Here is a 24,215-nt window from a genome sequence, read left to right as displayed (position 1 = left end):
CGAGGCCGAGATGCTCAATGCCCTGACACGATTCGCGAACGGCGTATCCTGGTGCGCCTCCCAACTGGCCAGTGTGGCGGCGGCGGTTCTGACCGTGGCCATGGTCTATGAGGTCTTTGCCCGCTATGTGTTCGATGCGCCCACGGCCTGGGCCTTCGATGTCGCCTACATGGCCAACGGCGCCGTCTTCCTGCTGGGCGTGGCCTACGTCCTGCGGGAAGACGCGCACATCCGCATCGATGTGCTGCGCAACCGCCTGCCGGCCCGTTTCAATCACGGGGTCCAGGGGGTCGCCTATCTGCTGGTCCTGGCGCCGTTCTTCGGCATGCTGTCCTGGATCGCCGTATCGCACACCTGGCGTGCCTGGGTGCGGCACGAGGTCGAGACGGTCAGCCCCTGGGCGCCGCTGATGTGGCCGTTCTACCTGTGCATCGCGACCGGCCTGATCGCACTGACCCTGCAATTGGCGGTGGAGGGTCTGCGGGCCTTCCGCGGCCTGGATTCCGACGCCAAGAAGGATCACTGATGAATCCGATCATCGCCGCCCTGATGTTTCCGGGGATGTTCCTGCTGATCTTTCTGGGCATCCCCGTCTCCCTGTCCCTGATCATCCCCGCCGTGGTCGCGGGCTGGTTCGCCTTCGGCGACCAGGTGTTCAATCAACTCTATGGCAGCCTGTACTCGGCGACCACCAATTACATTCTGTCGGCCATTCCGATGTTCGTGCTGATGGGCGCGATCCTGGAACGCTCCGGCATCGCGGCGCGCCTGTTCCGCACCATGCAGCTCTGGCTGGGGCGGCTGCCCGGGGGCCTGGCCGTGGCGACCATCGCCATGGGCGCCACCTTTGCGGCCGCAGCCGGCGTAGTGGGCGCGGTCGAGGTCATGGTGGGCCTGATGGCCATTCCCGCCATGCAGCGCTTCCGCTACGACAATTCGCTGATCGCCGGCACCATCTGCGCGGGCGGTTCGCTGGGCACTATGATTCCGCCTTCGGTGGTGGCCGTGGTGTATGCCTCGCTGGCCCAGATTTCGGTGGGCGAGCTGTTCGCCGCCATGCTGTTCCCCGGCCTGGTGATGGTGGGGCTGTTCGTCCTGTACATCGTCGTCGTCTGCATCCTGGACCCCAAAAAGGGCCCTCGCGCCGACGATCCGGACATGCGCCTGCCGGTGATGGAAAAGCTGAAGATCACCTTCAGCGGCCTGCTGCCGACCATGCTGCTGATCGTGGCCGTGCTGGGCTCGCTGATGGCCGGCATCGCCTCGCCCACCGAGGCCGCCGCCGTCGGTGCGGTCGGCGCGCTGATCCTGTGCATCTGCTATGGCAAATTCAGCCTGACCGTGATGCGGGAATCGCTGGCGATCACGGTGCGGATTTCCGCCATGATTCTGCTGATCGTGGCCGGCGGTATCATGTTCACAGGGATCTTTGCCGCCAATGGGGGTTCGCGCCTGATCCAGGGGCTGATCTCTGACATGGGCCTGGGGCTGACGGGCACGCTGGTGCTGTTCCTGTTCATCGTGTTCCTGCTGGGCTTCGTGCTGGACTGGACCGCCAACGTGCTGATCTGCGTGCCGCTGTTCCTGCCCGTTCTGACGGCGGCCGGCGTGGACCCGATCTGGTTCGGCACGCTGGTGATCATCGTCATCCAGACCAGCTACCTGACCCCGCCGATGGCGTCCTCGATCTTCTATTTATTGTCGATCGCACCGCCCGACATGAAGTACGGCCAGGTCTGCAAGGGTGTGGTGCCCTTCATCCTGGTCCAGTTCGTGACCCTGACGCTGGTGGTGCTGTTCCCGGCCCTGGCCACCTGGCTGCCGCAGCGCGTCGTAGGGTTCTGATTTCGATCCCGGGACCTGGTGTCCCGTCCTGGCCCGATCGCACGGGCCTTTTTTTGAGTGTTTAGGAAAGCATATGAAAACCGACGGAGTCCTGGTTCCCATCGTCACCCCGTTCACGGCGGATGGTCGTGTCGACGCCGACGCGCTGCGCCGGCTGGTGGAACGCTTCATCGATGCGGGCGTCGCCGGCATCGTGGCCTGCGGCACCACGGGCGAATACTATGCGCTGGAAGACGACGAGCGCGAACTGGTGCTGCGCACGGTGGCCGACGCCACCCGGGGGCGCGTGACGTCGATCGCCGGCATCAACGCTCTGTCCACGACGCAGGCCATCCGCAACGCCCAGCAGGCCGAGGCCCTGGGCTACGACGGCCTGATGCTGTCCACGCCGCCTTACAGCCTGCCGGAGCAGGCCGGGATCGCACAGCACTTCCGCACGGTCGCTCAGTCCACCAAGCTGCCGATCATCATGTACGACTTCCCGGCGCGGGTGGGCGTGCAGATCGCCGTGGAAACGGTGATCGAACTGGCACGCGTCCCCAATATCGTCGGCATCAAGGAAAGCAGCGGCAGCTTCAACCGCGCCCTGGCCCTGATCCAGTCCGACATCCCGGATTTCCAGATCATCAGCGGTTCCGATGACATGGCGGCCGATTTCCTGTTCTGGGGCGTGCGCAGCTGGATCAGCGGTGGCGCCAACGTCTTCCCGGCCGAGCAGGCCGCCATGGTCAAGGCCGCCGGCGAAGGCCAGTGGGACAAGGTCCGCGGCATGATGCGCGGCATGTACCCGGTGATCCAGGCTATGGAATCCGGCGACTACAACCAGAAGGCCAAGCTGGGCTGCCGCCGCCATGGCGTCGAGGCCGGCCCGGTGCGCCTGCCCCTGTCGCCGATGTCGGCACAGGACGAACGCGCCTTCCTGGCGCTGCTGGACGCCTACCAGGGTTAAGGAGATCGACATGCCGCAGACCAAGGAACAGATTTTCGCCCAGGCCCGCGAGGGCACGCTGTGGGCCGGCCACCTGATCCCCGGCCACGACGCGCCGGGCGCCCGGATGGACAACACCACGCCGATCGACAACAGCGTCATCGGCGCCCTGGAATCGGGAACCGCCGCCGACGTCGATCTGGCGGTGCGCGTGGCGCGCGCCAGCTTCAAGTCGGGCGAGTGGTCCCAACTGGCACCCGCCGAACGCAAGCGCATCATGCTGGCCTGGGCGGACCTGATGACGGCCCACGCCGAGGAACTGGCGGCGCTGGACTGCATCGACGCAGGCAAGCCGATCAGCGAATGCCTGAACACGGACATGCCGGCCACGCTGGATACCTTCCGCTGGTATTCGGAGGCGATCGACAAGTGTTTCGGCCGGATCGCGCCGACCGGTCCGGGCGCCACCGGCCTGATCGTCAAGGAGCCCATCGGCGTGGTGGGGGCCGTGCTGCCCTGGAACTTTCCGGCCCAGATGTACGCCTGGAAGGTCGCGCCCGCGCTGGCGGCCGGTAATTCGGTCATCGTCAAGCCGGCCGAACTGACCTCGCTCAGTGCCTACCGCATGACCCAGCTGGCCCACCAGGCCGGCGTTCCTGCCGCCGCGCTGCAACTGGTGACCGGCCTGGGTGAATCGGTGGGCGAGGCCCTGGGCCGTCACATGGACGTGGATGTGGTGTCCTTCACCGGTTCCACCGAAGTCGGCCGCTACTTCCTGAAGTATTCCGCCGAGAGCAATCTGAAGGAAATCGTCCTGGAATGCGGCGGCAAGAGCCCGCAGGTGATTTTCGAGGACGCCGATCTGGACGGCCTGGTGGACCACGTGCTGAACGCCGCTTTCTGGAACATGGGCGAGAACTGCAGCTGCGGCTCGCGCCTGATCGTCCAGTCCAGCGTCAAGGACGCGGTGCTGGATCGTCTGCGCGCGCGCCTGTCGAACTGGAAGGTCGGCCTGCCCACGGACGAGTCCGTGCAGATCGGCCCCATGGTCGAGCGCGCTCACTTCGAGAAGGTGCGCGGCTTCCTGGAAGGCGCGGCAGCCGACGGCGCGCGTCTGGCGCACGGCGGCCGTATCCATTCGGAACTGGGCAGTGGCTGGTATGTCGAACCGACCATCTTCGACGGCGTCACGCGCGAATCGCGCCTGTTCCGCGAAGAGGTCTTCGGCCCCATCCTGGCCGTGTCCACTTTCGAGACCGAAGCCGAGGCCATCGAACTGGCCAACGACAGCCAGTACGGCCTGGCGGCATCCCTGTATACCCGTGACGTGGGCCGCGCCCAGCGCGTGGCGCGCGCCATCCAGGCGGGCACGGTGTCGGTCAACGGTTTCTCGGAAGGCGACATCACCACCCCGTTCGGCGGCTACAAGCAGTCCGGCTTCGGCGGTCGTGACAACGGCCTGGAGGCCCTGGACCAGTACCAGCAGATCAAGACGATCTGGTATGTGAACAACTGAAGATAAAAAAGGCGCCGCAAGGCGCCTTTTTTATCCCTCGATGACGGTGTGGGTGAATTCCATCAGGTAGTCCATCAGCGCGTCTGCGCCGGCGATGGCCCGCTCCGGGTCATTGGCGTGGATGCCTTCGGCCAGCATCAGGTGGCAGCGGGCGCCGCGCTCCAGGTCGCCTTCGTGCTGGTAGGCGTACCAGAAGCGCCGGCACTGAATGATCATCGGAATGATCGCTTGCGTCGCGTAGGGGTTGCGGCTGGCCTCGTGCGTGACGCGGTCCAGCGCCTGGTCGGCCACCATATAGCCCGTCAGGTCGCCCCGGCGGGCGGCTTCCGTCATGTCGTGCGCGAATTGCAGCAGAGTGGCGCGCTGCCCGGTCGTGGCCCGACGGGCCGCCGAGCCCGCGATCAGGCGTTCCAGCACCCGGCGGGTCTCGATCAGGATCAGGTGTTCCGCGATGCGGATTTCGCTCACGCGCAGCCCGCGCCGGGGTTGCTGCTCGATCAGGCCGCTGGCGATCAGCCGCATCAGGGCTTCGCGGATCGGTGTGCGGCCGAGGCCGGTCATCTGGATCAGATCGCTTTCCACGATCGGCTGATTGGGCTCCAGTTGCAGCGTGGCGATCATCTGTTCGATGCGGTCGTAGGCTGCCTCGGTGGCGCGGATCTTGACGGTAGGGGATACGGAGGTCATAGCGCAGAAAGATCAGAGCTGCGATTCGATGCCCCATTGGAATGGGTCGTCGTCTTGCAGGATCAGAGTGGTTTCGCCGCTGATGTGGGCGCGCCCGCGCAGGGTCGGGATGACCTCGCCGTGTTCGCCCGGCTCATAGCTGGCCTGGAACTGGCTGCCAATGATACTGGACTGGCGCCAGATCTGCCCCGGGGCGAGTTTGCCGTCCGCTGCCAGGCAGGCCAGCTTGGCGCTGGTGCCGGTGCCGCAGGGCGAGCGGTCATAGGCCTTGCCGGGGCACAGCACGAAATTGCGGCTGTCGGCGTCCTCGTCGGCCCCGAACAGTTCGATGTGGTCGATGCGCGCGTCGCCGCGTCCCCGGATGCCTTGAGCGTCCAGGGCCTGGCAGATCGCCCAGGTATATTCCGTCAGGTCGTCGAGATCGGCGCCGGGCACGACCTGGTCGGGAGCGTCCACCAGGAAGAACCAGTTGCCCCCCCAGGCGATGTCTCCGTGCACCACGCCGTGGCCAGGCACGTCTACGGCCACCGCCTTGCGGTGACGGTAGGCGGGGACGTTGCGTACGCTGACCGAACCGTCTGCGTGCAGGGTCGTGGTGACCGTACCCACCGGGGTCTCGATGCGGTGTTCGCCTGGTTCGATGCGGCCCAGCCAGGCCAGCGAGGCCAGCAGGCCGATGGTGCCGTGGCCGCACATGCCCAGGTAGCCGGTGTTATTGAAAAAGATCACGCCCGCAGTGGCGCTGGGGTCGACCGGGGCGCACAGCAGGGCGCCGACCAGTACGTCGTTGCCGCGCGGCTCCAGGATCACGCTCTTGCGCCAGGCATCATGTCGTTCGGCCAGCAGCGCGCGGCGTTCGGCCATCGAGCCGGTACCCAGATCGGGAAAGCCGTCGAGTACCAGCCGAGTCGGCTCTCCGCCGGTGTGGGAGTCCAGGATGGCGATGCGATGCATGATGTGATGTGTCCTTAGAAAAAACGTTCAGGCCGATAAGGGGCGAGGTCGATGGCGGGCACCTGGCCGTCGATCAGATCGCGGATCAGGCGGGCGGTGGCGGCCGATTGCGTCAGCCCCAGGTGGCCGTGACCGAAGGCGTAGAAAATGGCGGGATGGCGCCGAGCGCGGCCGATGACCGGCAGCGAGTCGGGCAGGCTGGGTCGAAAGCCCATCCATTGCTCGCCGCCCTCGGTGCGCAGCGCCGGCAGGAAGGCTTTGGCCTTGTCCAGCATGGCCTGGGCGCGGCGGTAGTCGGGCGGGCGCTTCAGGCCGGCCAGTTCGACGGCACCGCCTACGCGGATGCCGCAGGTCAGCGGCGAGATCACGAAGCCGTGGTCGGCAAACGTGATCTGGCGGCGCAGGTCCAGCGCGTCCGGCGGCAGGGTGGTGTTGTAGCCGCGCTCGGTTTCCAGGGGGATGGGGTCGCCCAGCGGGCGGCTCAGTTGGTGCGACCAGGCGCCGGCGGCGATGACGATGCGGCACGCTTGCAGCGCGGTGCCGTCATCCAGTATCAGACGGCCGCCTTCGGTGCCCGGTTCGACGGCGCGCACCTCGCGGCGCAGCAGCCGGGCGCCGAGCGCCTGTGCCCGCAGGCCGATGTCCACGGCCAGGGACTGGGGATCGTCGACATTGCGCCAGCGGGGCACCAGCATGCCATGGGTGAAGCGCGGTGCCAGGCCGGGTTGAAGCGCCGCCAGTTCGTCGCCCTGGACGGGCTGGCTTTCGATGCCGTAGATCAGCCGCTGGCGGGCGGTTTCCTGGGCGGCGGCGAAGCGGTTCGCCCCTTCGTAGACTTCCAGCACGCCCTCGGTATGCAGGTGGCGGTCCAGCCCTGTGCGGGCCAGCATGGTCAGCATTTCTTCCTGGGCCAGACCGATCAGTGCGACTTGGGCCTGGATGTTGGCCTGATAGTGCGATGGCCAACTGGCCCGCCACAGGCGCAGCAGCCAGGGGGCGATGCGCGGCAGGTAGGCGGGCGGCAGGCTGAGCGGCCCCAGCGGGTCGAACAGCCAGCGGGCCGCCTTGCGGATGATGCGCGGGGACGCCAGCGGCAGAATCTCGGCGAAGGCCAGCGCGCCCGCGTTGCCTCGGCTGGCACCGCTGGCCGGGTCGTTGCGTTCGACCACGACGACATCGTGTCCGGCTTCGCGCAGGTACAGCGCGCAACTCAGGCCGATGATGCCGCCGCCTACGATGGCGACGTCACAGGAGGAAGCGTTCATGGTGAGGACTCTGTGCCGGTCAGGGGGTCGTACGGACCCGATGCCAGGGATGATTCCACAGGCACGGTAAATATTCAATAGATATATTTACCAGGAACCAGGTGCGGGAACGTGTGGGGCGTGGCGGGTTTTTCGCGCGCCGCCGAGGCGGCGGCGGGTCTTACTCCATGCCCCAGCGGCGGGAGAGAGCGGCCCGCTCCAGGGTGCCGATGTATTGCTGGATGGCGATCCGGCGATTGTCCGGCAGATGGACGAAGCTGCAGGCGATCTGGTGCTGCGGCTTGCCGTTGTCCTGCTCCAGTTGAGTGGACCGCAGCACGCGCAGGCCCAGGTCCAGTTCGGCTGCGTCGGGCAGTTCCAGGGTGCATTCCTCGAAGACCGTGCCCACGGCGGCATGGGTGAGCAGCAGGTCGCGGTCCACCAGTTGCAGACCGCCCGCGCTGATGTCGGCGATCCGGAAGCGGGCCCTGCCCGAGGGCAGGGATTCGTGTTCGATCAGGCAGTGGGCGGGGTTGCTGGCCGGGATGTCGACCCGGAAGAATTCGCGCCGCTGGACCCGCCGCAACTGGGTGGGCCAGGCCATCGACAGGGCCGGCTTGCCGCCGTGCATGGTGGGGCTGAGCGGTCCGGAGAATTCAATCATCACGCGATTCAGCGAGCCCTGCAGCCGTACGGCCGTGGCGCGCAGCAACTGATTGTTGATTTGATCTTCGGAGGCGTTGTCCAGCAGCAGCGTGCCGGTTTTGGGGTCGACCTCGAGCAGTGTGGAGATGATCGAGACGGCTTTGCCGGGGATGTCCAGGCGCACCAGCACACGTTGAGTGAGCAGGCCTTGCAGGATGGAGCTGATTTCGAGCGATTGCGATACCAGACAGGGATCGTCTTCCTGGAAGGCCATGGTGAGTTTGTGCCGAAGGTGTAACAACTGTTAATTTTAAACGATCCGGCCCCGAAAGCGGGGCCGGCGGACTGCGGGTAAGCCCGCATGCACGGGCCTTGAGCAGAGCGTCTTCGGCGGGGGGGGCCGAACACGCTCTGGCATATTGACCCTATTCCAGGGCCTTGACCATGTCCTCCAGAACCTTCTTGGCGTCGCCGAACACCATCATGGTCTTGTCCATGTAGAACAGTTCATTGTCCAGCCCGGCGTAGCCCGCCGCCATGGAGCGCTTGTTGACGATCACGGTGCGCGCCTTGTAGGCCTCCAGGATCGGCATCCCGGCGATGGGCGAGTTCGGGTCGTTCTTGGCGGCCGGGTTGACCACGTCGTTGGCGCCCAGCACCAGCACCACGTCGGTCTGACCGAATTCGCCGTTGATGTCGTCCATTTCGAACACCTGGTCGTAGGGGACTTCGGCTTCGGCCAGCAGCACGTTCATGTGCCCCGGCATGCGCCCGGCCACCGGGTGGATGGCGTATTTGACCGTCACGCCCTGTGCGGACAGTTTCGCCGCCAGTTCCTTGAGCGCGTGCTGGGCGCGCGCCACGGCCAGGCCGTAGCCCGGGACGATGGTGACGGTATCGGCATTGCTCATCAGGAAGGCGGCGTCGTCCGAACTGCCCGATTTGACGCTGCGCTGCACGCCGTCGCCGGCTGCGCCCCCCGAGGACGCCTCGGCCCCGAAGCCGCCCAGGATCACGTTGAAGAACGACCGGTTCATCGCCTTGCACATGATGTAGGACAGGATCGCGCCCGACGAACCCACCAGCGAACCGGCGATGATCAGCATCGGGTTGTTCAGCGAGAAGCCGATCCCCGCCGCCGCCCAGCCCGAGTAGCTGTTCAGCATGGAGATCACCACCGGCATGTCGGCGCCGCCGATCGGGATGATGATCAGCACGCCCAGCAGGAAGGCGATGGCCGTCATGAGGATGAAGGGCAGCCAGGACTGCGTCGCCATGAACCAGAAGCCGCAGGCCAGCATCAGGATCGCCAGCAGCAGGTTCAGCATGTGCTGACCGGGGAAGACCACCGGCGCGCCCTGGAACAGGCGGAACTTGTACTTGCCCGACAGCTTGCCGAAGGCGATCACCGAACCGGAGAACGTAATGGCGCCGACGAAGGTGCCGATGAACAGTTCCAGCCGGTTGCCCACGGGGATGGGGGCGCCGTTGGCCGCGATGCCGAAGGCATGCGGCTCGGCCACGACCGCCGTGGCGATGGCCACGGCCGCCAGACCGATCATGCTGTGCATGAAGGCAATCAGTTCCGGCATCTTGGTCATCTGGACCTTGCGTGCCAGGAGGGTGCCGATGCTGCCGCCGATCAGCAGACCGAGCAGTACCCGCCCCAGGCCGGCGACGGTGGTCCCGTCACGCGCCAGGCCGACGATGAGCGCCGCCGTGGTCACGATGGCGATTGCCATGCCGATCATGCCGAAGGCATTGCCCCGACGCGAGGTGGTGGGATGGGACAGGCCCTTGAGCGCCTGGATGAAGCAGACCGAGGCGATCAGGTAGAGCAGGGTGACGAGATTGGCCGAGATCATGCCTGGTCCCCCTTGCGTTCCTTCTTCTTGAACATTTCCAGCATGCGCTGGGTGACCAGGAAGCCGCCGAAGACGTTCACCGCCGCCAGGGCCACGGCGAACACGCCCATGGACTGGGCCAGGCCGCCGTCGGTCAGACCGGTCGCCAGCATGGCGCCGACGATGACGATGGCCGAAATGGCGTTGGTCACGGCCATCAGCGGGGTGTGCAGGGCCGGAGTCACGTTCCAGACCACGTGGAAACCCACGTAGACGGCGAGCACGAAGATGATGATGTTGATCAGGGTGGGATTGACGGCGTCCATCAGGCGCTCCTCAGGACCTGGCCGTCCTTGCAGACCAGGCAGGCTTTGACGATGTCGTCGTTCTCCGGGAGCGCGAAGCGGCCCTCGGCGTCGATGACGAGTTTCAGGAAATCGAGCACGTTGCGCGCATAGAGTGCGGAAGCGTCGGTCGCCAGCAGGGCAGGCAGATTGCTCAGCCCGACCAGGGTGACGCCATCGCGCTCGACGACCTCGCCCGGCACGGACAGCGGGCAGTTGCCGCCGCGTTCCACCGCCAGGTCGACGATGACCGAGCCCGGCTTCATGGCGGCGACCGTGTCCGGCTGGATCAGCGTCGGCGCCGGACGGCCGGGGATCAGAGCGGTGGTGATGACGATGTCGGCCTGCTTGCAGCGTTCGGCCACCAGCGCGGCCTGGCGCGCCATCCACGCGGCCGGCATGGGCCGGGCGTAGCCGCCGACGCCTTCAGCGATTTCGCGTTCCTCGTCGGTCTCGTAGGGCACGTCGATGAATTTGCCGCCCAGCGACTCGACCTGCTCGCGCGCGGCGGGACGCACGTCGGAGGCTTCGACCACGGCGCCCAGACGGCGTGCGGTGGCAATGGCCTGCAGGCCGGCCACGCCCGCCCCGAGCACCACCACGCGGGCCGCCTTCAGGGTGCCGGCGGCGGTCATCATCATGGGGAAGATGCGGCCGTAGTATTGGGTCGCCAGCAGCACGGCCTTGTAGCCGGCCAGATTGGCCTGGGACGACAGCACGTCCAGGCTCTGGGCACGGGTGGTGCGCGGTGCGGCTTCCAGGGCGAACGCCGTGAGGCTTGCGCCCGCCAGGGCCTTCAGGCCGTCGGCGTCGAAGGGGTCCAGCATGCCGAGCAGCGCGGCGCCCGGTTTCATGCGGCTCAGCTCGGCGGCGTCCGGACGGCGCACCTTCAGGACCAGTTCGCTGCCCAGGGCGGCATCGGCGTCGGTCAGTTCGGCACCGGCCTTTTCGTAGTCGGCGTCGAGGTAGCGGGCGGCTGTGCCGGCACCGCGCTCGACCCGGACCTGATGGCCGGCCTGGGCCAGTTTCTTGACGGTTTCCGGGGTGGCGGCGACCCGGGTCTCGCCGGGCAGGGTCTCACGGGGAATGCCTACCTGCATGGCGGTCTCCCGACGGGGATGCGACGGTATTGCTGCATGGGGTTTCCTTGATGTCTTGGGAAGGGGGCGGGACGGGGCCGGGTCAGCGGCTGGCGTCCAGCGCCTGGCGCAGATCGTCGAGGATGTCGTCGATGTGCTCGATGCCGATGGACAGGCGGATCATGTCTTCGCCGACTCCGGCACGAGCGAGTTCTTCGGGGCTGAGCTGGCGGTGCGTGGTCGAGGCCGGATGGCAGGCCAGGGATTTTGCATCGCCGATGTTCACCAGCCGCAGGATCAGTTGCAGGGCATCGATGAAGCGGGCGCCTGCGGCCAGGCCGCCCTTGATGCCGAAGGACAGGATGCTGGCAGGCAGCCCACCCATGTATTTTTGCGCCAGGGCGTGTTCTGCGTGATCCGGCAGGCCGGCGTAGTTCACCCAGGCGACCTGCGGGTGGTCCTTCAGGAAGCGGGCCACGGTCAGGGCATTGGCGCAGTGGCGCTCCATGCGCAAGGCCAGGGTTTCGATGCCCTGCAGCACCAGGAAGGAATTGAAGGGCGAGATTGCACCGCCGGTATTGCGCAAGGGGACGACACGGCAGCGGCCGATGAAGGCGGCCGGTCCGAAGGCCTCGGTGTAGACCACGCCGTGGTAGGACGGGTCCGGTTCGTTGAGCATGGGGAAGCGGTCGCGGTGTTCCGCCCAGGGGAATTTGCCGCTGTCCACGATTGCCCCGGCGATGCTGGTGCCGTGGCCGCCCATGTACTTGGTCAGGGCGTGCACCACGATGTCGGCGCCCCATTCGATGGGGCGGCACAGGGCGGGCGAGGCGACCGTGTTGTCCACGATCAGCGGCACGCCATGGCGGTGAGCGGCGTCGGCCAGTGCCTGGATGTCGATGATGTTGCCCGCCGGGTTGCCGACGGATTCGCAGAACACCGCGCGGGTGCGGTCATCGATCAGGGCCTCCAGGGCGGCCACGTCGTCGTGGGGCGCGAAGCGCACTTCCAGGCCTTGGCGCGGGAAGGTGTGGGCGAACAGATTGTAGGTGCCGCCGTAGAGCTTGCTGGTGGAGACGATGTTGTCGCCCGCCTGCGCCAGCGTCTGGATGGCGTAAGTGATGGCCGTCATGCCCGAGGCCACGGCCAGCGCGGCCACCCCGCCTTCCAGCGCGGCGACGCGCTCTTCCAGGACGGCGGTGGTGGGGTTCATGATGCGGGTGTAGATGTTGCCCGCCACTTTCAGGTCGAACAGGTCCGCGCCGTGCTGGGTGTCGTCGAAGGCGTACGAGGTGGTCTGGTAGATCGGCACGGCGACCGCTTTGGTCGTGGGGTCGGGGGTGTAGCCGGCGTGGATGGCCAGGGTTTCGAAGCGGCGGGACATGAGAAAAGTCTCCTGTGTGGTATTTTTTTGGGCAGTCGACCATCGTACTGGTGAATGCGCTTTCAATATACGGTCTATGCGAATATTTCAATATAACCAAGAATAATATAAAGGCCGCATATCTGTCGTGCAGCGTTCTACGAAATGCAATGCGGTGCAATAGAATGCGGCCGGATGCTGTAAACGGCCGTGCTGGGCTCGGGCATGGGTTAGCATTCCGGGTGTTGTCCCACCGTGGGCGGGACTCCTGTCGAGGGTGTGGGTCAAAAAATGAATGTCTGGTTGAAGCGGGTATTGTTCAGCCTGGTCGTGGCGCTGCTGCTGGCGGTGGTCGGACTGGCTATTTTCCTGCTGACTTTCAATCCGAACGCCTATAAATCCAGGCTGGAATCCCTGGTGTTCGAACGCACGGCGCGCACGTTGACCATCGGTGGCGACATCAGCTTGTCGCTGTTCCCCCGCATCGGCCTGTCTGTCAGCGATGTGGCGCTGTCCAATCGTGAAGCCAAGGACACCTTCGTCTCCATCGACAGTGCCCGCTTTGCCGTGGCGATCTGGCCTTTGCTGTCGAACCAGTTGGTGGTGGACCACGTGGCCGTGACGGGCTTGAAGGCCCATGTCGTGCGGGATGCCAAGGGCCGCTTCAACTTCAGTGATCTGCTGGACATGGATGGAGCGGGCGCGACCGGGGCGGCACCCGCGCCGATGGGGGTCGCTGCTGCTGCCGCGCCCGGCACCGGGTCCGATTTCAACATTGACATCGCCGGCCTGGAATTGAAGGATGGACGGGTCCAGTACGTCGACCAGCGCGATGGCCTGTCCACGACCCTCGAACAGATCGAGGCCAACACCGGCCGGGTCACCTACGATCAGCCTTTCGATGTCTCGCTCAAGGCCGTGATCACGGGCAACGACCCGGTGCAGCACGCCCAGCTCCAGGCCCAGGCGCTGCTGCGCCTGAGCCCGAGGGAACGAAGCTATCTGGCGCAGAAAATCAATGTGCAACTGAGCGGGCGTCTGGGCAACCTGGATCAGTCGCAGGCTGCGTTGCGGGGCAATCTGGCCTACGACGGCAAGGCTCGCCATTTTTCCGCCGACAATCTGGAACTGGCCCTGAGCGGCAATATCGTCGGCGTCCATCCGGTCCAGGGCCTGAAGGCCAGCCTGACGGCGGCGAAACTGCGCCTGGACCAGACCAACACCGCGCTCACGATCAACAAGCTGGCCCTGCGTGCCGTCGGCCAGGAGGGCAAGCGCGCCCTGGACCTGGCCCTGGATGCGCCGGCGCTGGCGATTTCACCCGAGTCCGCCCAGGCCGATCCGGTGACCGGCACCCTGAAATGGACCGGCGACGATACGCTGGCCGTCTCGCTGGGCCTGGAAGGCCTGTCGGGCAATGCCAACGAGTGGCAGTTCCGTACCGCCAGCCTGGATGGGGGGCTGACCCAGGGCGGGCGCCTGTTGCGCCTGAAACTGACCTCGCCGCTGGACTGGAACACCTCTCTGCGCAAGGGCTCCCTGAGCGCCGTCAAGGGCGATATGGGGGTGCGCGATCAGGCGCTGCCCTCCGGAAGCTATGAATTCCCCATGATCGGCAGCGTGCATCTGGACCTGGTGCAGGATCTGCTGTCGGTGGACCTGAATGCCGTGATCGACGGCGGGCAGGCGGCCTTCAAATCCCAGGTCACGAAGCTGACCACGCCCCAGCCTCACACTCAATTCACCCTGAACACAGAAAAGCTCGATCTGAACCGCTGGCTGCCCGCGCCGCCTGCCGCCGCTGCGGCCAAGCCCGCCAGCGCAGACAACAAGGACGCGGACAAGGAGCAGGAGAAGAGTCCGGAAAAAGCACCGGACAAGAGCGCCGAGGCTGCCGCGAAGGCGCCGCCCGCGCCCATCGATCTGTCGTTCCTGCAGGGGCTGGACGTTGAGGGTGACGTGCGGATCGGGGACCTGCGGGTGCGCGATGTGCAACTCAAGAACGTGCTCGCCCAGGCCAGAGTCCGGCAGGGCTCGCTCACCGTGCCCAAGTTGTCAGCCGATCTGTACGAAGGCACGCTGTCGGGTCAGTTCAGCGCGGCGGCCGACCAGACGTTCGGCTTGAAGCTGAATCTGGACAAGATCGCCGTGGCGCCCCTGATCCAGGCCGCGATGGCCAGGAATCTGCTGTCGGGTCGCGGCGCGGCGCAGATCGACCTGCGTGCGCAGGGGGCGACACCGGACGCGCTGCAGCGCTCGCTGGCGGGCCGGGTGGCCGTGCAGGTGCGGGATGGCGCCGTGCAGGGCGTGGACGCCTCGCGGACCCTGGCGGACGTGGCGGCAGCGCTGGGCAACGTCCTGAAGGGCCGCCTGGATGCGCTGGCCTCGCCGTTCGACAACCGTCGCAGCACCGCCTTCAGCAGTCTGGACGCCCGCCTCGATCTCAAGGACGGCCAGGGGACTCTGTCGAAGCTGTCCGTGGTGTCCGATCTGGTGCGGCTCTCCGAAGGCAAGCCGGCGCGCATCGACGTGCCGGGCCGCAGCCTGGATCTGGTGCTGCAGGCCCAGGTGGCGGCGCGCTTGCCCAAGGGGCTGGACATTGCACTGACGCCGTTGCTCGGCGCGACCATCCCCATCCGCATCACGGGCGCCTGGAATCAGCCCGAATACGAGGTGGACTGGTCGGGTATCCGCAATCCGTCCATCCAGCGCGCCTTGAAGTCGGGGCTGGGAGAACTGCTCAAGGGGACGGACCTGATCCAGCAGGCGCTGCCGTCGCCGGAGTCCGAGACGGCCGGCGAAGCCCCGAAGCAGTCTGCCGCGCCCGCGTCCGGCGCCGATCCGGTGGAGCGCATCGGCAAGGCCCTCAAGGGCCTGTTGGGACAATGACCAAGGAAAACCACACCATGACGACCGAATCCCCTTTTCAGCCGATCGCCGGGGCGACCGCTCTGGCCGACGAGGCCGCCCGGCCTTATGACCGCCGCTGGCTGGCGGTCGACGATCAGGATCGCTGGCTGGATGTCGGTCGGGCACCGGGCCTGGCGGGGCTCGACGTCAGCCTGCGTTTCGGTTATCTGGTGATCCGCGCGGACGGCATGCTGCGCCTGGACGTGCCGCTGGACGTGATCGAGGATGATGACAGCGTCGAACGCACCGCGTCGATCGGCGGGCGTGACGTGCGGGTCGTGGATGAGGGTGAACTGGCCTCGGCCTGGTTTTCTCAATGGCTGGGCCAGCCCTGCCGGCTGGTGAAGGTGCACCCGGACGCCGGCCCTGTGAACTGGGCTTGAGGACCTGGACTCGCCGGCAGGCGAGTCGCGCCTGGATCTATTTCCCGTTCGCCGCTTCTTGCGCGTCGCGCAGGGCCTTGGCCTTGGCGTGCAACCAGCGCTCCACGGACGGGAACACGAACTTGCTGACGTCTCCGCCCAGGATGGCGATTTCTCGCACGATGGTGCCGGAAATGAACTGGTACTGGTCCGACGGCGTCATGAACAGGGTCTCGACCTCGGGCAGCAGGTGGCGGTTCATGCCGGCCATCTGGAATTCGTATTCGAAATCCGACACGGCGCGCAGGCCGCGCACAATGACGCGAGCGTCCTGTTCGCGGACGAAATCCTTCAGCAGGCCGCCGAAGCTGCGCACCCGCACGTTGGGGTAGTGTCCGAGGACCTCCTCGGCGATCTCCAGACGTTCCTGGAGCGTGAAGAACGGCCGCTTGTTCTGGCTGTGGGCGACGCCCACGACGACCTGATCGAACAGACTGGCCGCTCGTCGTACGAGGTCCTCGTGCCCACGGGTGAGCGGGTCGAAAGTGCCCGGATAGACGGCGGTGATCATGGGGTCTCCGTATAGGTTGACGGAATCAGTATGCGAAATCAGAGGATCCCGGATGCAAGGCGGGTTCGGGCGGGTGTTCAGGTACTCTCCAAACAGCCATTATTCATATTTTTTTGCGTTGCAGCAAATCGGATCAACCCGTAGTGGACCTGGCCCGCCCGTCCCCGGCGCAGCACCTCCCATTCCTGGGGCAGTGCGTCCAGGGCGGCCTCGGATTCCAGATATAGCAGACTGCCTGGCAGCGCGGCCCGGTCCAGCAGGGGCTGCAGGCGCGGCAGCCAGCCCGCGCCGAAGGGCGGGTCGAGCATCACCAGGTCGTAGGAGGGGGCGGGCTGGGCGCGCAGGAAGGCGCAGGCATCGCCCGCGTGGATGTGGATGGCGGGCGCCTTCAGGCGGGCCTGGACGGCCCACAGGCCGGCCAGCGCAGCCGGGGCTTGTTCGACCAACTGGACGGTCCCCACGCCCCGGGACGCGGCTTCGAAGCCCAGCGCTCCGGTGCCTGCGAACAGGTCCAGCACACGGCGGCCGGCGAAGGTGCCGTTCCAGAAATGGGCCAGCCAGTTGAACAGCGTTTCCCGCACCCGGTCGGGCGTCGGGCGCAGATGATCGCCGTCCGGGACGGAAATGGGTGTGCGGCGGTAGGCACCGCCTACAATACGGATCTGATGTTTTTTCATGCGCAGGCAGCAGGTGTCGAGTCACGGCGCCAGGTCTGCGCCGGGCCTTGGCCGGATCGTTTTCAGTGTAAAGCCTATGTTCAGTTTCTTTAAACGCAAAAAGGCGTCCGCGCCGCAGGAATCGGCGCTCCAGCAGGACCTCGTCCCCGAGGTGCCGGAGATTCCGGACGCGCCGGAAGTGGCGCCGGTGGCGCCGACCGAACTGCCGCTCGAAGCCATCGTGTCCGGCGCCGCAGTTCCCACGACGGCGCCACTTGAACTGCCGCCCCGGGCGGCCGACTCCGTATCCGAGTTCACCAACGGTGTCGAGCCCGCGCCGTCCGGGGCGATCGTGCAGCCGCCCGACGCCTGGTCGGACCGGCCGGACGAGACGGCCGACGCCGACCCGCTGGCGCGGCTGGACTATACGGCCAAGACAGCGGCAGCGGCCGAACCCGCATCCTCCGGCTCCTGGCTGGGCCGGCTGCGGCGCGGCCTGTCGCGTACCGGCCAGAGCCTGGGGGGGCTGTTCATCGGGGTCAAGGTTGACGAAAACCTGTTCGAGGAACTGGAAACCGCGCTCATCATGGCCGACGCCGGGGTCGAAGCCACGGAAAAGCTGCTGGCGGAACTGCGCGCGCACGTGCGCCGCCAGCGCATCGAGCAGCCCGAGGCCGTGCGCGCCGCGCTGCGCGAAATCCTGACCGAACACCTGAAAGTCCTGGAAAAGCCTTTTGTCGTGGGTGAGGCCGCACCCATGGTGGTCATGATCGCGGGGGTCAATGGCGCGGGCAAGACCACCTCCATCGGCAAGCTGGCCCATGCTCTGCGGGAACGCCAGGCTTCGGTGCTGCTGGCCGCAGGCGACACCTTCCGCGCTGCGGCGCGTGAACAACTGGTGGCCTGGGGGGCGCGCAACGGCGTCACCGTCATCGCCCAGGAGGGCGGCGATCCGGCGGCCGTGGCCTTCGACGCAGTCAATGCCGGCCGCGCGCGGGCGGCGGATGTGGTGCTGGTCGATACGGCAGGCCGGCTGCCGACCCAGTTGCACCTGATGGAAGAACTGAAGAAGATCAAGCGCGTCATCGGCAAGGCCGACGCCTCGGCGCCCCACGAGATCTTGCTGGTGGTGGACGGCAACACCGGCCAGAACGCGCTGGCGCAGATCCGCGCCTTCGATGCCGCGCTGGGCCTGACCGGCCTGGTCGTCACCAAGCTCGACGGCACCGCCAAGGGCGGGACGCTGGCGGCGGTGGCGGCCGGCAGCCAGGGGGTGCGGCCCGTACCCGTCTACTGGATCGGCGTGGGCGAGGGCATGCGGGACTTGCAGCCCTTCGTCGCGGCGGAATTCGCCGATGCCCTGCTGGGCGGGCCCGAGGCCGCCAAGGGTTAGGGCAAAGGCTAAAATGCCCACATCCCGTTTTCTTCTTATTTGATTAGGCACATCCATGAATAGCGCATCCGGCGCGGCGCCGATCGAGCCGCCCTTCGATATTTCCCCGGTCCAGGAGATCGTGAACGAGCTGCGGGCCGGCCACATGGTCATCCTGGTAGACGAAGAAGACCGCGAGAACGAGGGCGATCTGGTCCTGGCGGCCGATTTCGTCACGCCTGACGCGATCAATTTCATGGTGACCCACGCGCGCGGGCTGGTCTGTCTGACGCTGACGCACGAACGCTGCGAGCAGTTGCAGTTGTCGATGATGTCCAACCAGAACGGCACCCGCTACGGCACCAATTTCACGGTTTCGATCGAGGCTGCCGAAGGCGTGGGCACCGGCATTTCCGCCGCCGACCGCGCGCGCACCATCCAGGCCGCCGTGGCGCGCGACGCGCGGCCGGCCGATCTGGTCCAGCCGGGCCACATTTTTCCCGTCCGTGCCGTCCAGGGGGGGGTGCTGGTACGCGCCGGCCACACCGAGGCCGGTTGCGACCTGACCGCCATGGCGGGCCTGACCCCGGCCTCCGTGATCTGCGAAATCCTCAAACCCGACGGCACCATGGCGCGCCTGCCGGACCTGATGGTCTTCGCCAAAGAGCACGGGCTCAAGATCGGCACCATTGCCGACCTGATCCAGTACCGCAGCGAACACGAAACCATGATCGAGCGCCTGGTCGAGCGTCCCGTGAACACCCCCTGGGGATCGTTCCGCGCCGTGGCCTACCGGGATCGCGCCTCCAACGCGCCGCATCTGGCGCTGGTGCACGGCGACATTCAGCCGGACGCCGAGGCCCTGGTGCGTGTCCACGAGCCGGCCAGCGTGCTGGACCTGCTGTGCGAAGGCGCCACCCGCCATAGCTGGACCATTCCCCAGGCACTGCAGGCCATCTCGCAGGCGCCCAGCGGCGTTCTGGTGCTGTTGAACTGCCACGGCGGCGCCGATCTGCTGTTTGCGCAGTTCGACGCCTGGGCTCGCAGCGCCGGCGATGCCCAGGCCACGCGGCCCGCCGTCGACGGCGAACGCCACGGCCTGCGCACCTTCGGCATCGGTGCGCAGATCCTGCGCGACCTCGGTGTGGGCCAGGCCCGGCTGCTGGCGCGGCCGCGCAAAATGCCCAGCATGGCAGGGTTCTCCCTGACCATTACGGGTTACCATAACGAACCCGGCGTATCCGACGCCGCGACCTGATTGATCAAGGAAGCGCGACTATGAACCCCTACGTGATGACCCCCGACATGAACGGGGAAGGCCTGCATATCGGCATCGTGCGTGCTCGGTTCAACGAAGAAATCGGCACCGCTGAACTGCAAACCTGCCTGGACGAACTGGCCGCCCTGGGTGTGGACGAGCGCGACGTCATGGTGGTGTCCGTGCCCGGTGCGCTGGAAATGGGCGTGGCCCTGGCCCAGATGGCCGAAACCTTCGAATTCGACGCCCTGATCGCCCTGGGTGCCGTGATCCGCGGCGACACCTATCACTTTGAGATCGTCAGCAACGAATCGGCGTCGGCCATCAGCCGCATCGCGCTGGAAACCGGCATCCCGGTCGCCAACGGCGTGTTGACCACCGACACCGACGAGCAGGCCCAGGCCCGCGCGGCCGACAAGGGCCGCGACTGCGCCCGCGCCGCCGTCGAAATGGCCAATCTGGTGGCCGCCCTGGAACCTGAATCCGAAGATGAGGACGAGGACGACGAGGACTTCGACGACGAAGACGAGGACGTCGATGACTGAGTCCAAACCCGCGCGCGCCGGCCGCGCCAACGCCCGTAGCGCGCGCCGGCTGGCGCGCGAATTCGCGCTGCAGGGCGTGTATGCCTGGCTGCTGCGCGGTGGTGCCGATCTGGCCGAACTCGGCGAGATCGACGCCCACGTGCGCGATGGCGAGGACTTCGACCAGGCCGACGCCCAGTGGTATCAGACGCTGTTGCAGGGGGCTGCCACACAGGCGGTCGCGTTGCGCGAACGTTTCGTGCCCTATATCGACCGGCCGCTGGCGGAACTGTCCCCCATCGAACACGCCGTGCTGCTGATCGGCAGCTTTGAACTCGTCCAGCACGTCGAAGTCCCCTACCGCGTGGCCATCAACGAGGCCGTCGAGCTCGCCAAGTCGTTCGGCGGCACGGACGGCTATCGTTTCGTCAACGGTGTGCTCGACAAACTCGCGGCCGAAGTCCGCGCTCCCGAGGTCCAGGCGACGGCGCGCCGTTGAGGCGCCGCAAGGTGGGCTTATGCAGGCGGATGGCGAATTCGACCTGATCGCGCGCTATTTCAGGCGGCCAGCGCCCGAGAAGATGCTGGGCGTGGGCGATGACTGCGCCCTGATGCCGCTGTCGTCGGGCTGCGAGCTGGCCGTCAGCACCGACATGCTGGTCGAGGGCCGGCATTTCCTCCCCGATGCCGATCCCCAGGCCCTGGGCCACAAGGCCCTGGCCGTCAATCTGTCCGATCTGGCCGCCATGGGCGCCCGGCCCCTGGCCTGCACGCTGGCGCTGTCGCTGCCTGCCGTCGATCATGCCTGGCTGGCGGCCTTTGCCGACGGCTTTCACACCCTGGCCCGCGAATCCCATTGCCCTCTGGTGGGCGGGGACACCACGCGCGGTGACGCAGTGGTGCTCAGCATCACCGTGCTGGGCGAAGTCCGCCGTTCCCATGCCCTGCGTCGTGACGCGGCCCGCGTCGGCGACGACGTCTGGGTGTCCGGCACCTTGGGTGCGGCCGATCTGGCGCTGCGCCTGGTGCTGGGGCAATTGCCCCCCGACCCTGAACGCCTGCGCGCCACCCGGCCCGCGTTGGACCGCCCCATGCCGCGCTTGAAACTGGGCCGGTATCTGGCCGGCGTGGCCCATGCGGCCATCGACGTGTCAGATGGCCTGCTGCAGGACTTTGACCATATCCTCCAGGCCAGCCATTGTGGCGCCGAGCTGTGGCTGGATGCCTTGCCGGCGCACCCGGCGCTGGCCGGTCTGGACGAATCCCTGCGCCGCGAAGCCATACTGTCCGGCGGGGATGCCTACGAGCTGTGTTTCACCGCCCGCCCCCTGTGGCGCGAACAGATCGAAGCCCTGGGACGCCAGTTGGATGTACCGGTGAGCCGGGTTGGCACGCTGGTGCGCGGCCAGGGCGTGCGCGTGCTGGATGGCGCGGGTCAGGCCGTGTCGGTGACGCGTCGGGGTTTCGATCATTTTTCCGCGCCGTGCGGAGATATCGCATGACTCATCAGACTGCCTCGAAAGAGCCCGGGCCGACCGGGCCCATCCTGCGTCCGTCCGCCGCCTGGGTCTTTGCCCGGCCCGAGCGGATCCTGGCCTTCGGCCTGGGTTCCGGCCTGATGTATCCTGCCCCGGGCACCTGGGGCACCTTGGTGGGCTGGCTGCTGTGGGCCGTCCTGCTGCGCGACCTGGCGGATGGCTGGATGATCCTGGTCCTGCTGCTGTCCTTCGGCATCGGCTGCTGGGCTGCCCAGCGCTGTGGCGACGCCCTGGGCGTGCCGGATCACAGCGGCATCAACTGGGACGAGGTCGTCGCCATCTGGCTGGTGCTGTGGCTGATGCCGCATGGGTTCTGGGCACAACTGGTCTCGGTGGTGCTGTTCCGCTTTTTCGACATCGTCAAGCCGCCGCCGGTCAGCCTGTTCGACCGGCGCTTCAAGAACGGCTTCGGGGTCATGATCGACGACATCGTCGCGGCCCTGTACGCTTTGCTGGTCGGGGCGCTGCTCGTCCGTCTGGGGATACTGTCATGAACGAACGCGAAATGCGTGCCCTGGCGGGCGAGGTGGGGGCCGCGCTGCGGGCCGCCGGCTGGTTGTGCGCCACGGCGGAATCCTGCACGGGCGGGCTGCTGGCGGGCGCCATCACGTCCTGTCCCGGCTCCAGCCTGTGGTTCGAGCGCGGCTTCGTCACCTACAGCAACGCCGCCAAGATCGAGCAACTGCGGGTGTCGCCCGACACCCTGGAACGCTTCGGCGCGGTCAGCGAGGAAACCGCCATGGAAATGGCCGGCGGGGTGCTGGCAGCGGTCCCCCAGGCCCACCTGGCCCTGTCCACCACCGGTATCGCCGGGCCGGGCGGCGCTACTCCGGGCAAGCCGGTCGGCATGGTGTGCTTCGGCATCGCGCGCCGCGCCGGCCCCGGGATCGTGACCCGGGCGCTCACCCAGATCTTCGAGGGTGACCGGGATGCGGTGAGGACTGCGGCAGTGCGCCGCGCGCTGCAGGCGGCGCTGATGGAGTTGGGCAAAGCCTGAGACCGGGTCAGGCTGCGGCTTGCATGACCATGTCGATGTGGATGCGGTCGTAGGGGCAGCGCAGGGCGCCCTTGGCGTCCTTTTCCAGCAGGCCGATATCAACCAGGATCTGGGTGTCGGTATGGACGCCTTTCACATCGCGGCCTACTTTGCGCGCCAGCTCCCGAACGCCGACGGTTCCCTGGCCCAGCAGATCGTGCAGCAACAGCCAGCGCCGCTCGTTCAGGTGCGCAAAAAAGACGGCAGGGGTCTCGAAATTCAAGGTCTCGCCTTGCGGCACGCCCGTCGCAATCCCGGCAGCCGCCCTGCGCCCTGTAGTTCGCAGTGCGCTCTTCCAGTCCGGGTCGATGGTGATGGTCAGTGTTCTATGCGTCGTCATGGGTGACCTCTGATGATTTCCACTTCCGTGATGAAGTCCTCGATGAGTTGATCGATCGTCGTGAATGAATAGTGCAGTACCGCTTGCCCCAGGTGCATGTGATCACCCTTGCCGCGTTCGTTGTCGAGTCCGACCAGGCGACGACCGTCCCGTGCGTAGACCAGCCGGTACTTGAATCCGTGCGTCGAGGGCGGAACAGGTTTTGGGACTATCCAGACGACCATCTGGATGATGCCGCCGGTTTCATCAATGGACTTGTGGTTGACGATGAGTTTGGCTGTCATGTCGTTCCATGGCGTCAAGCGTATCAAATGTTGTTTGTTTTTACAACAGAGGGCGCCCTTCCACTCTCAGCGAGTGACATGCATTTTTGAATGAGTGGCTGACACGGGCTCCCGATGAGCAGCTTAGTCCGTGTGGGTCCATGCCGGCGCGTTGCGGCATGGAAGTGTCCATGAGGGGAAATCCCTCAGAACGTCGGGTTGATGCTCAGGGACATCAGGGCCGAGAGCTGGCACAGCGGCCGGCCCGAGTCCTGCTGCAGGGTGTTGAAGGCGTCCTGCACGGCCTGCTGATCACGCTGGCTGGTCGGTTCGCGGTCGATGACGCCGGCAGCCTTCAGACGAGCGACCACGTCGCTGGTCAGCAGAAACGTGTCCTTGCCTGCCAGGCGCAGGAACCCGGCGGCCGAGCGCCCGCCCAGACGTGTGCCCCGCCTGGCCAGCAAGCGCCACAGGCCGATGGTGTCGGTGTCCGGCCAGTCGGCCAGGAACGCGCCGAAGCCTGTGCCCCGTTCCTGGCGGATGTCCAGGATGAAGCGGGCGTTTTCGGGGATGCTCTTGATCTTGGCGCGATCGCGGATGATCCGGTCGTTTTTCATGTGCGCTTCGATCTGCTCGGGGCCGAGTTGCGCCAGGGCCTCGGGCGCGAAGCCCGCGAACGCCTTTTCGAATTCAGGCCACTTGGCGTCGACCATGGTGTGCTGCACGCCTGCGTGAAAGACTCGTCGGGTCATCGCGGACAGATAGCGGTCGTCACCCTGATCTTTCAATGCCTGGGGCGTCAGCGCCTGCGGCAAAAAGGCTTCCAGGGCGGCGTCGGACTCGAAACGCGCACGGACCGTGTCGTAGAGCCAGCGATAGTCGAGGGTCATGGGCGTCCTCCAGGGGAGCGGGGGCGGCCGTGTGAGGCCGAACGGG

The 24,215-nt window shown here is 66.6% G+C and carries 26 protein-coding genes; 13 read left to right on the top strand and 13 right to left on the bottom strand.

Annotated elements, in window-relative coordinates; genetic code table 11:
• The first annotated feature begins 10 nt into the window (after positions 1–10).
• From WA983_RS01100 to WA983_RS01085, 4 genes are all read left to right on the top strand, one after another.
• Positions 11–526, top strand: a complete 516-nt coding sequence (locus WA983_RS01100; RefSeq protein ID WP_424249582.1) for a TRAP transporter small permease subunit — start codon at positions 11–13, stop codon at positions 524–526.
• Positions 526–1,845, top strand: coding sequence for a TRAP transporter large permease (locus WA983_RS01095; RefSeq protein ID WP_424311498.1), 1,320 nt, complete (start codon positions 526–528; stop codon positions 1,843–1,845). The genes WA983_RS01100 and WA983_RS01095 overlap by 1 nt, the downstream gene beginning before the upstream one ends.
• Positions 1,846–1,918: 73 nt before the next feature.
• A complete protein-coding gene (gene dapA / locus WA983_RS01090) occupies positions 1,919–2,794 on the top strand; it encodes a 4-hydroxy-tetrahydrodipicolinate synthase (RefSeq protein ID WP_424249578.1) in 876 nt (291 codons plus the stop codon).
• A gap of 10 nt (positions 2,795–2,804) precedes the next feature.
• Positions 2,805–4,289: an aldehyde dehydrogenase gene (locus WA983_RS01085; protein ID WP_424311497.1), complete on the top strand. Its 1,485-nt coding sequence runs from the start codon at positions 2,805–2,807 to the stop codon at positions 4,287–4,289.
• A gap of 30 nt (positions 4,290–4,319) precedes the next feature.
• Here the strand turns inward: WA983_RS01085 and WA983_RS01080 are convergent, their stop codons facing one another.
• The 8 genes from WA983_RS01080 to WA983_RS01045 form a co-directional block, all read right to left on the bottom strand.
• Entirely contained in the window at positions 4,320–4,976 is a 657-nt protein-coding gene (locus WA983_RS01080) for a GntR family transcriptional regulator (RefSeq protein ID WP_424311496.1), read from the bottom strand.
• A 12-nt stretch (positions 4,977–4,988) separates the two neighbouring features.
• Positions 4,989–5,930, bottom strand: coding sequence for a 4-hydroxyproline epimerase (locus WA983_RS01075; RefSeq protein ID WP_424251375.1), 942 nt, complete (start codon positions 5,928–5,930; stop codon positions 4,989–4,991).
• Between the two features lie 14 nt (positions 5,931–5,944).
• Positions 5,945–7,195 (bottom strand): NAD(P)/FAD-dependent oxidoreductase, encoded by a 1,251-nt coding sequence (locus tag WA983_RS01070; protein ID WP_424311495.1) that lies wholly within the window; start codon positions 7,193–7,195, stop codon positions 5,945–5,947.
• A gap of 160 nt (positions 7,196–7,355) precedes the next feature.
• Positions 7,356–8,093 (bottom strand): flagellar brake protein, encoded by a 738-nt coding sequence (locus WA983_RS01065; protein WP_424246992.1) that lies wholly within the window; start codon positions 8,091–8,093, stop codon positions 7,356–7,358.
• Between the two features lie 151 nt (positions 8,094–8,244).
• Positions 8,245–9,684, bottom strand: a complete 1,440-nt coding sequence (locus WA983_RS01060; RefSeq protein WP_424246990.1) for an NAD(P)(+) transhydrogenase (Re/Si-specific) subunit beta — start codon at positions 9,682–9,684, stop codon at positions 8,245–8,247.
• A complete protein-coding gene (locus tag WA983_RS01055) occupies positions 9,681–9,989 on the bottom strand; it encodes an NAD(P) transhydrogenase subunit alpha (RefSeq protein WP_424246988.1) in 309 nt (102 codons plus the stop codon). Before WA983_RS01055 ends, WA983_RS01060 begins: the two co-directional genes overlap by 4 nt.
• Positions 9,989–11,107: a Re/Si-specific NAD(P)(+) transhydrogenase subunit alpha gene (locus WA983_RS01050; RefSeq protein ID WP_424246986.1), complete on the bottom strand. Its 1,119-nt coding sequence runs from the start codon at positions 11,105–11,107 to the stop codon at positions 9,989–9,991. Before WA983_RS01050 ends, WA983_RS01055 begins: the two co-directional genes overlap by 1 nt.
• An 82-nt stretch (positions 11,108–11,189) precedes the next feature.
• The gene (locus tag WA983_RS01045) at positions 11,190–12,470 is read right to left on the bottom strand and encodes a bifunctional O-acetylhomoserine aminocarboxypropyltransferase/cysteine synthase (protein ID WP_424246984.1); all 1,281 of its coding nucleotides are present in this window, start codon (positions 12,468–12,470) and stop codon (positions 11,190–11,192) included.
• A gap of 270 nt (positions 12,471–12,740) precedes the next feature.
• Between WA983_RS01045 and WA983_RS01040 the strand changes: the two genes are divergently transcribed.
• Together WA983_RS01040 and WA983_RS01035 are read left to right on the top strand one after the other, a co-directional pair.
• Positions 12,741–15,338 (top strand): AsmA family protein, encoded by a 2,598-nt coding sequence (locus tag WA983_RS01040; RefSeq protein ID WP_424311494.1) that lies wholly within the window; start codon positions 12,741–12,743, stop codon positions 15,336–15,338.
• Positions 15,339–15,355: 17 nt separating this feature from the next.
• Positions 15,356–15,742, top strand: a complete 387-nt coding sequence (locus WA983_RS01035; RefSeq protein WP_424246981.1) for an MOSC N-terminal beta barrel domain-containing protein — start codon at positions 15,356–15,358, stop codon at positions 15,740–15,742.
• 37 nt (positions 15,743–15,779) lie between these two features.
• On the opposite strand, the gene coaD is transcribed toward WA983_RS01035, so the two are convergent.
• On the bottom strand, positions 15,780–16,292 hold the full coding sequence (gene coaD, locus WA983_RS01030) for a pantetheine-phosphate adenylyltransferase (RefSeq protein ID WP_424246979.1): 513 nt from the start codon (positions 16,290–16,292) through the stop codon (positions 15,780–15,782).
• 77 nt (positions 16,293–16,369) lie between these two features.
• Positions 16,370–16,969, bottom strand: coding sequence for an RsmD family RNA methyltransferase (locus WA983_RS01025; protein WP_424246977.1), 600 nt, complete (start codon positions 16,967–16,969; stop codon positions 16,370–16,372).
• A gap of 76 nt (positions 16,970–17,045) precedes the next feature.
• Between WA983_RS01025 and ftsY the strand changes: the two genes are divergently transcribed.
• From ftsY to WA983_RS00990, 7 genes are read left to right on the top strand one after another with little or no spacing between them, the layout of a single operon-like run.
• A complete protein-coding gene (gene ftsY / locus WA983_RS01020) occupies positions 17,046–18,341 on the top strand; it encodes a signal recognition particle-docking protein FtsY (RefSeq protein WP_424311493.1) in 1,296 nt (431 codons plus the stop codon).
• 55 nt (positions 18,342–18,396) lie between these two features.
• Positions 18,397–19,578 (top strand): bifunctional 3,4-dihydroxy-2-butanone-4-phosphate synthase/GTP cyclohydrolase II, encoded by a 1,182-nt coding sequence (gene ribBA / locus WA983_RS01015; protein WP_424311492.1) that lies wholly within the window; start codon positions 18,397–18,399, stop codon positions 19,576–19,578.
• A gap of 20 nt (positions 19,579–19,598) precedes the next feature.
• Positions 19,599–20,123 (top strand): 6,7-dimethyl-8-ribityllumazine synthase, encoded by a 525-nt coding sequence (gene ribH, locus WA983_RS01010; protein WP_424311491.1) that lies wholly within the window; start codon positions 19,599–19,601, stop codon positions 20,121–20,123.
• The gene (gene nusB, locus WA983_RS01005; RefSeq protein ID WP_424311490.1) at positions 20,116–20,601 is read left to right on the top strand and encodes a transcription antitermination factor NusB; all 486 of its coding nucleotides are present in this window, start codon (positions 20,116–20,118) and stop codon (positions 20,599–20,601) included. The genes ribH and nusB overlap by 8 nt, the downstream gene beginning before the upstream one ends.
• Positions 20,602–20,620: 19 nt before the next feature.
• Positions 20,621–21,604 (top strand): thiamine-phosphate kinase, encoded by a 984-nt coding sequence (gene thiL / locus WA983_RS01000; RefSeq protein ID WP_424248164.1) that lies wholly within the window; start codon positions 20,621–20,623, stop codon positions 21,602–21,604.
• Positions 21,601–22,134 (top strand): phosphatidylglycerophosphatase A family protein, encoded by a 534-nt coding sequence (locus WA983_RS00995; RefSeq protein WP_424248162.1) that lies wholly within the window; start codon positions 21,601–21,603, stop codon positions 22,132–22,134. The genes thiL and WA983_RS00995 overlap by 4 nt, the downstream gene beginning before the upstream one ends.
• Positions 22,131–22,637: a CinA family protein gene (locus WA983_RS00990; protein WP_424248161.1), complete on the top strand. Its 507-nt coding sequence runs from the start codon at positions 22,131–22,133 to the stop codon at positions 22,635–22,637. The genes WA983_RS00995 and WA983_RS00990 overlap by 4 nt, the downstream gene beginning before the upstream one ends.
• Before the next feature lie 7 nt (positions 22,638–22,644).
• Here WA983_RS00990 and WA983_RS00985 read toward each other — a convergent pair whose 3' ends face one another.
• From WA983_RS00985 to WA983_RS00975, 3 genes are all read right to left on the bottom strand, one after another.
• Positions 22,645–23,016 (bottom strand): hypothetical protein, encoded by a 372-nt coding sequence (locus tag WA983_RS00985; protein ID WP_424248159.1) that lies wholly within the window; start codon positions 23,014–23,016, stop codon positions 22,645–22,647.
• Entirely contained in the window at positions 23,013–23,300 is a 288-nt protein-coding gene (locus tag WA983_RS00980) for a toxin-antitoxin system TumE family protein (protein ID WP_424248158.1), read from the bottom strand. The genes WA983_RS00985 and WA983_RS00980 overlap by 4 nt, the downstream gene beginning before the upstream one ends.
• 185 nt (positions 23,301–23,485) lie before the next feature.
• Complete coding sequence (locus tag WA983_RS00975; protein WP_424311489.1) at positions 23,486–24,169, bottom strand: DNA-3-methyladenine glycosylase I; 684 nt, start codon at positions 24,167–24,169, stop codon at positions 23,486–23,488.
• Positions 24,170–24,215 lie beyond the last annotated feature (46 nt).

The organism is Castellaniella sp. (genome assembly GCF_049650445.1).
Taxonomy (GTDB): domain Bacteria; phylum Pseudomonadota; class Gammaproteobacteria; order Burkholderiales; family Burkholderiaceae_B; genus Castellaniella.
This window is presented reverse-complemented; position numbering and strand designations above follow the sequence as displayed.

Coding starts and splice junctions, on each gene's coding strand:
- WA983_RS00990 (WP_424248161.1), top strand. CDS start 22,131: ATGAACGAACGCGAAATGCGTGCCCTGGCGGGCGAGGTGGGGGCCGCG.
- WA983_RS00975 (WP_424311489.1), bottom strand. CDS start 24,169: ATGACCCTCGACTATCGCTGGCTCTACGACACGGTCCGTGCGCGTTTC.
- WA983_RS00980 (WP_424248158.1), bottom strand. CDS start 23,300: ATGACAGCCAAACTCATCGTCAACCACAAGTCCATTGATGAAACCGGC.
- WA983_RS00995 (WP_424248162.1), top strand. CDS start 21,601: ATGACTCATCAGACTGCCTCGAAAGAGCCCGGGCCGACCGGGCCCATC.
- dapA (WP_424249578.1), top strand. CDS start 1,919: ATGAAAACCGACGGAGTCCTGGTTCCCATCGTCACCCCGTTCACGGCG.
- ftsY (WP_424311493.1), top strand. CDS start 17,046: ATGTTCAGTTTCTTTAAACGCAAAAAGGCGTCCGCGCCGCAGGAATCG.
- thiL (WP_424248164.1), top strand. CDS start 20,621: ATGCAGGCGGATGGCGAATTCGACCTGATCGCGCGCTATTTCAGGCGG.
- WA983_RS01055 (WP_424246988.1), bottom strand. CDS start 9,989: ATGGACGCCGTCAATCCCACCCTGATCAACATCATCATCTTCGTGCTC.
- WA983_RS01085 (WP_424311497.1), top strand. CDS start 2,805: ATGCCGCAGACCAAGGAACAGATTTTCGCCCAGGCCCGCGAGGGCACG.
- WA983_RS01080 (WP_424311496.1), bottom strand. CDS start 4,976: ATGACCTCCGTATCCCCTACCGTCAAGATCCGCGCCACCGAGGCAGCC.
- WA983_RS01050 (WP_424246986.1), bottom strand. CDS start 11,107: ATGCAGGTAGGCATTCCCCGTGAGACCCTGCCCGGCGAGACCCGGGTC.
- WA983_RS00985 (WP_424248159.1), bottom strand. CDS start 23,016: ATGACGACGCATAGAACACTGACCATCACCATCGACCCGGACTGGAAG.
- ribH (WP_424311491.1), top strand. CDS start 19,599: ATGAACCCCTACGTGATGACCCCCGACATGAACGGGGAAGGCCTGCAT.
- WA983_RS01045 (WP_424246984.1), bottom strand. CDS start 12,470: ATGTCCCGCCGCTTCGAAACCCTGGCCATCCACGCCGGCTACACCCCC.
- WA983_RS01100 (WP_424249582.1), top strand. CDS start 11: ATGCTCAATGCCCTGACACGATTCGCGAACGGCGTATCCTGGTGCGCC.
- WA983_RS01095 (WP_424311498.1), top strand. CDS start 526: ATGAATCCGATCATCGCCGCCCTGATGTTTCCGGGGATGTTCCTGCTG.
- ribBA (WP_424311492.1), top strand. CDS start 18,397: ATGAATAGCGCATCCGGCGCGGCGCCGATCGAGCCGCCCTTCGATATT.
- WA983_RS01065 (WP_424246992.1), bottom strand. CDS start 8,093: ATGGCCTTCCAGGAAGACGATCCCTGTCTGGTATCGCAATCGCTCGAA.
- WA983_RS01025 (WP_424246977.1), bottom strand. CDS start 16,969: ATGAAAAAACATCAGATCCGTATTGTAGGCGGTGCCTACCGCCGCACA.
- WA983_RS01075 (WP_424251375.1), bottom strand. CDS start 5,930: ATGCATCGCATCGCCATCCTGGACTCCCACACCGGCGGAGAGCCGACT.
- WA983_RS01060 (WP_424246990.1), bottom strand. CDS start 9,684: ATGATCTCGGCCAATCTCGTCACCCTGCTCTACCTGATCGCCTCGGTC.
- WA983_RS01070 (WP_424311495.1), bottom strand. CDS start 7,195: ATGAACGCTTCCTCCTGTGACGTCGCCATCGTAGGCGGCGGCATCATC.
- WA983_RS01040 (WP_424311494.1), top strand. CDS start 12,741: ATGAATGTCTGGTTGAAGCGGGTATTGTTCAGCCTGGTCGTGGCGCTG.
- nusB (WP_424311490.1), top strand. CDS start 20,116: ATGACTGAGTCCAAACCCGCGCGCGCCGGCCGCGCCAACGCCCGTAGC.
- WA983_RS01035 (WP_424246981.1), top strand. CDS start 15,356: ATGACGACCGAATCCCCTTTTCAGCCGATCGCCGGGGCGACCGCTCTG.
- coaD (WP_424246979.1), bottom strand. CDS start 16,292: ATGATCACCGCCGTCTATCCGGGCACTTTCGACCCGCTCACCCGTGGG.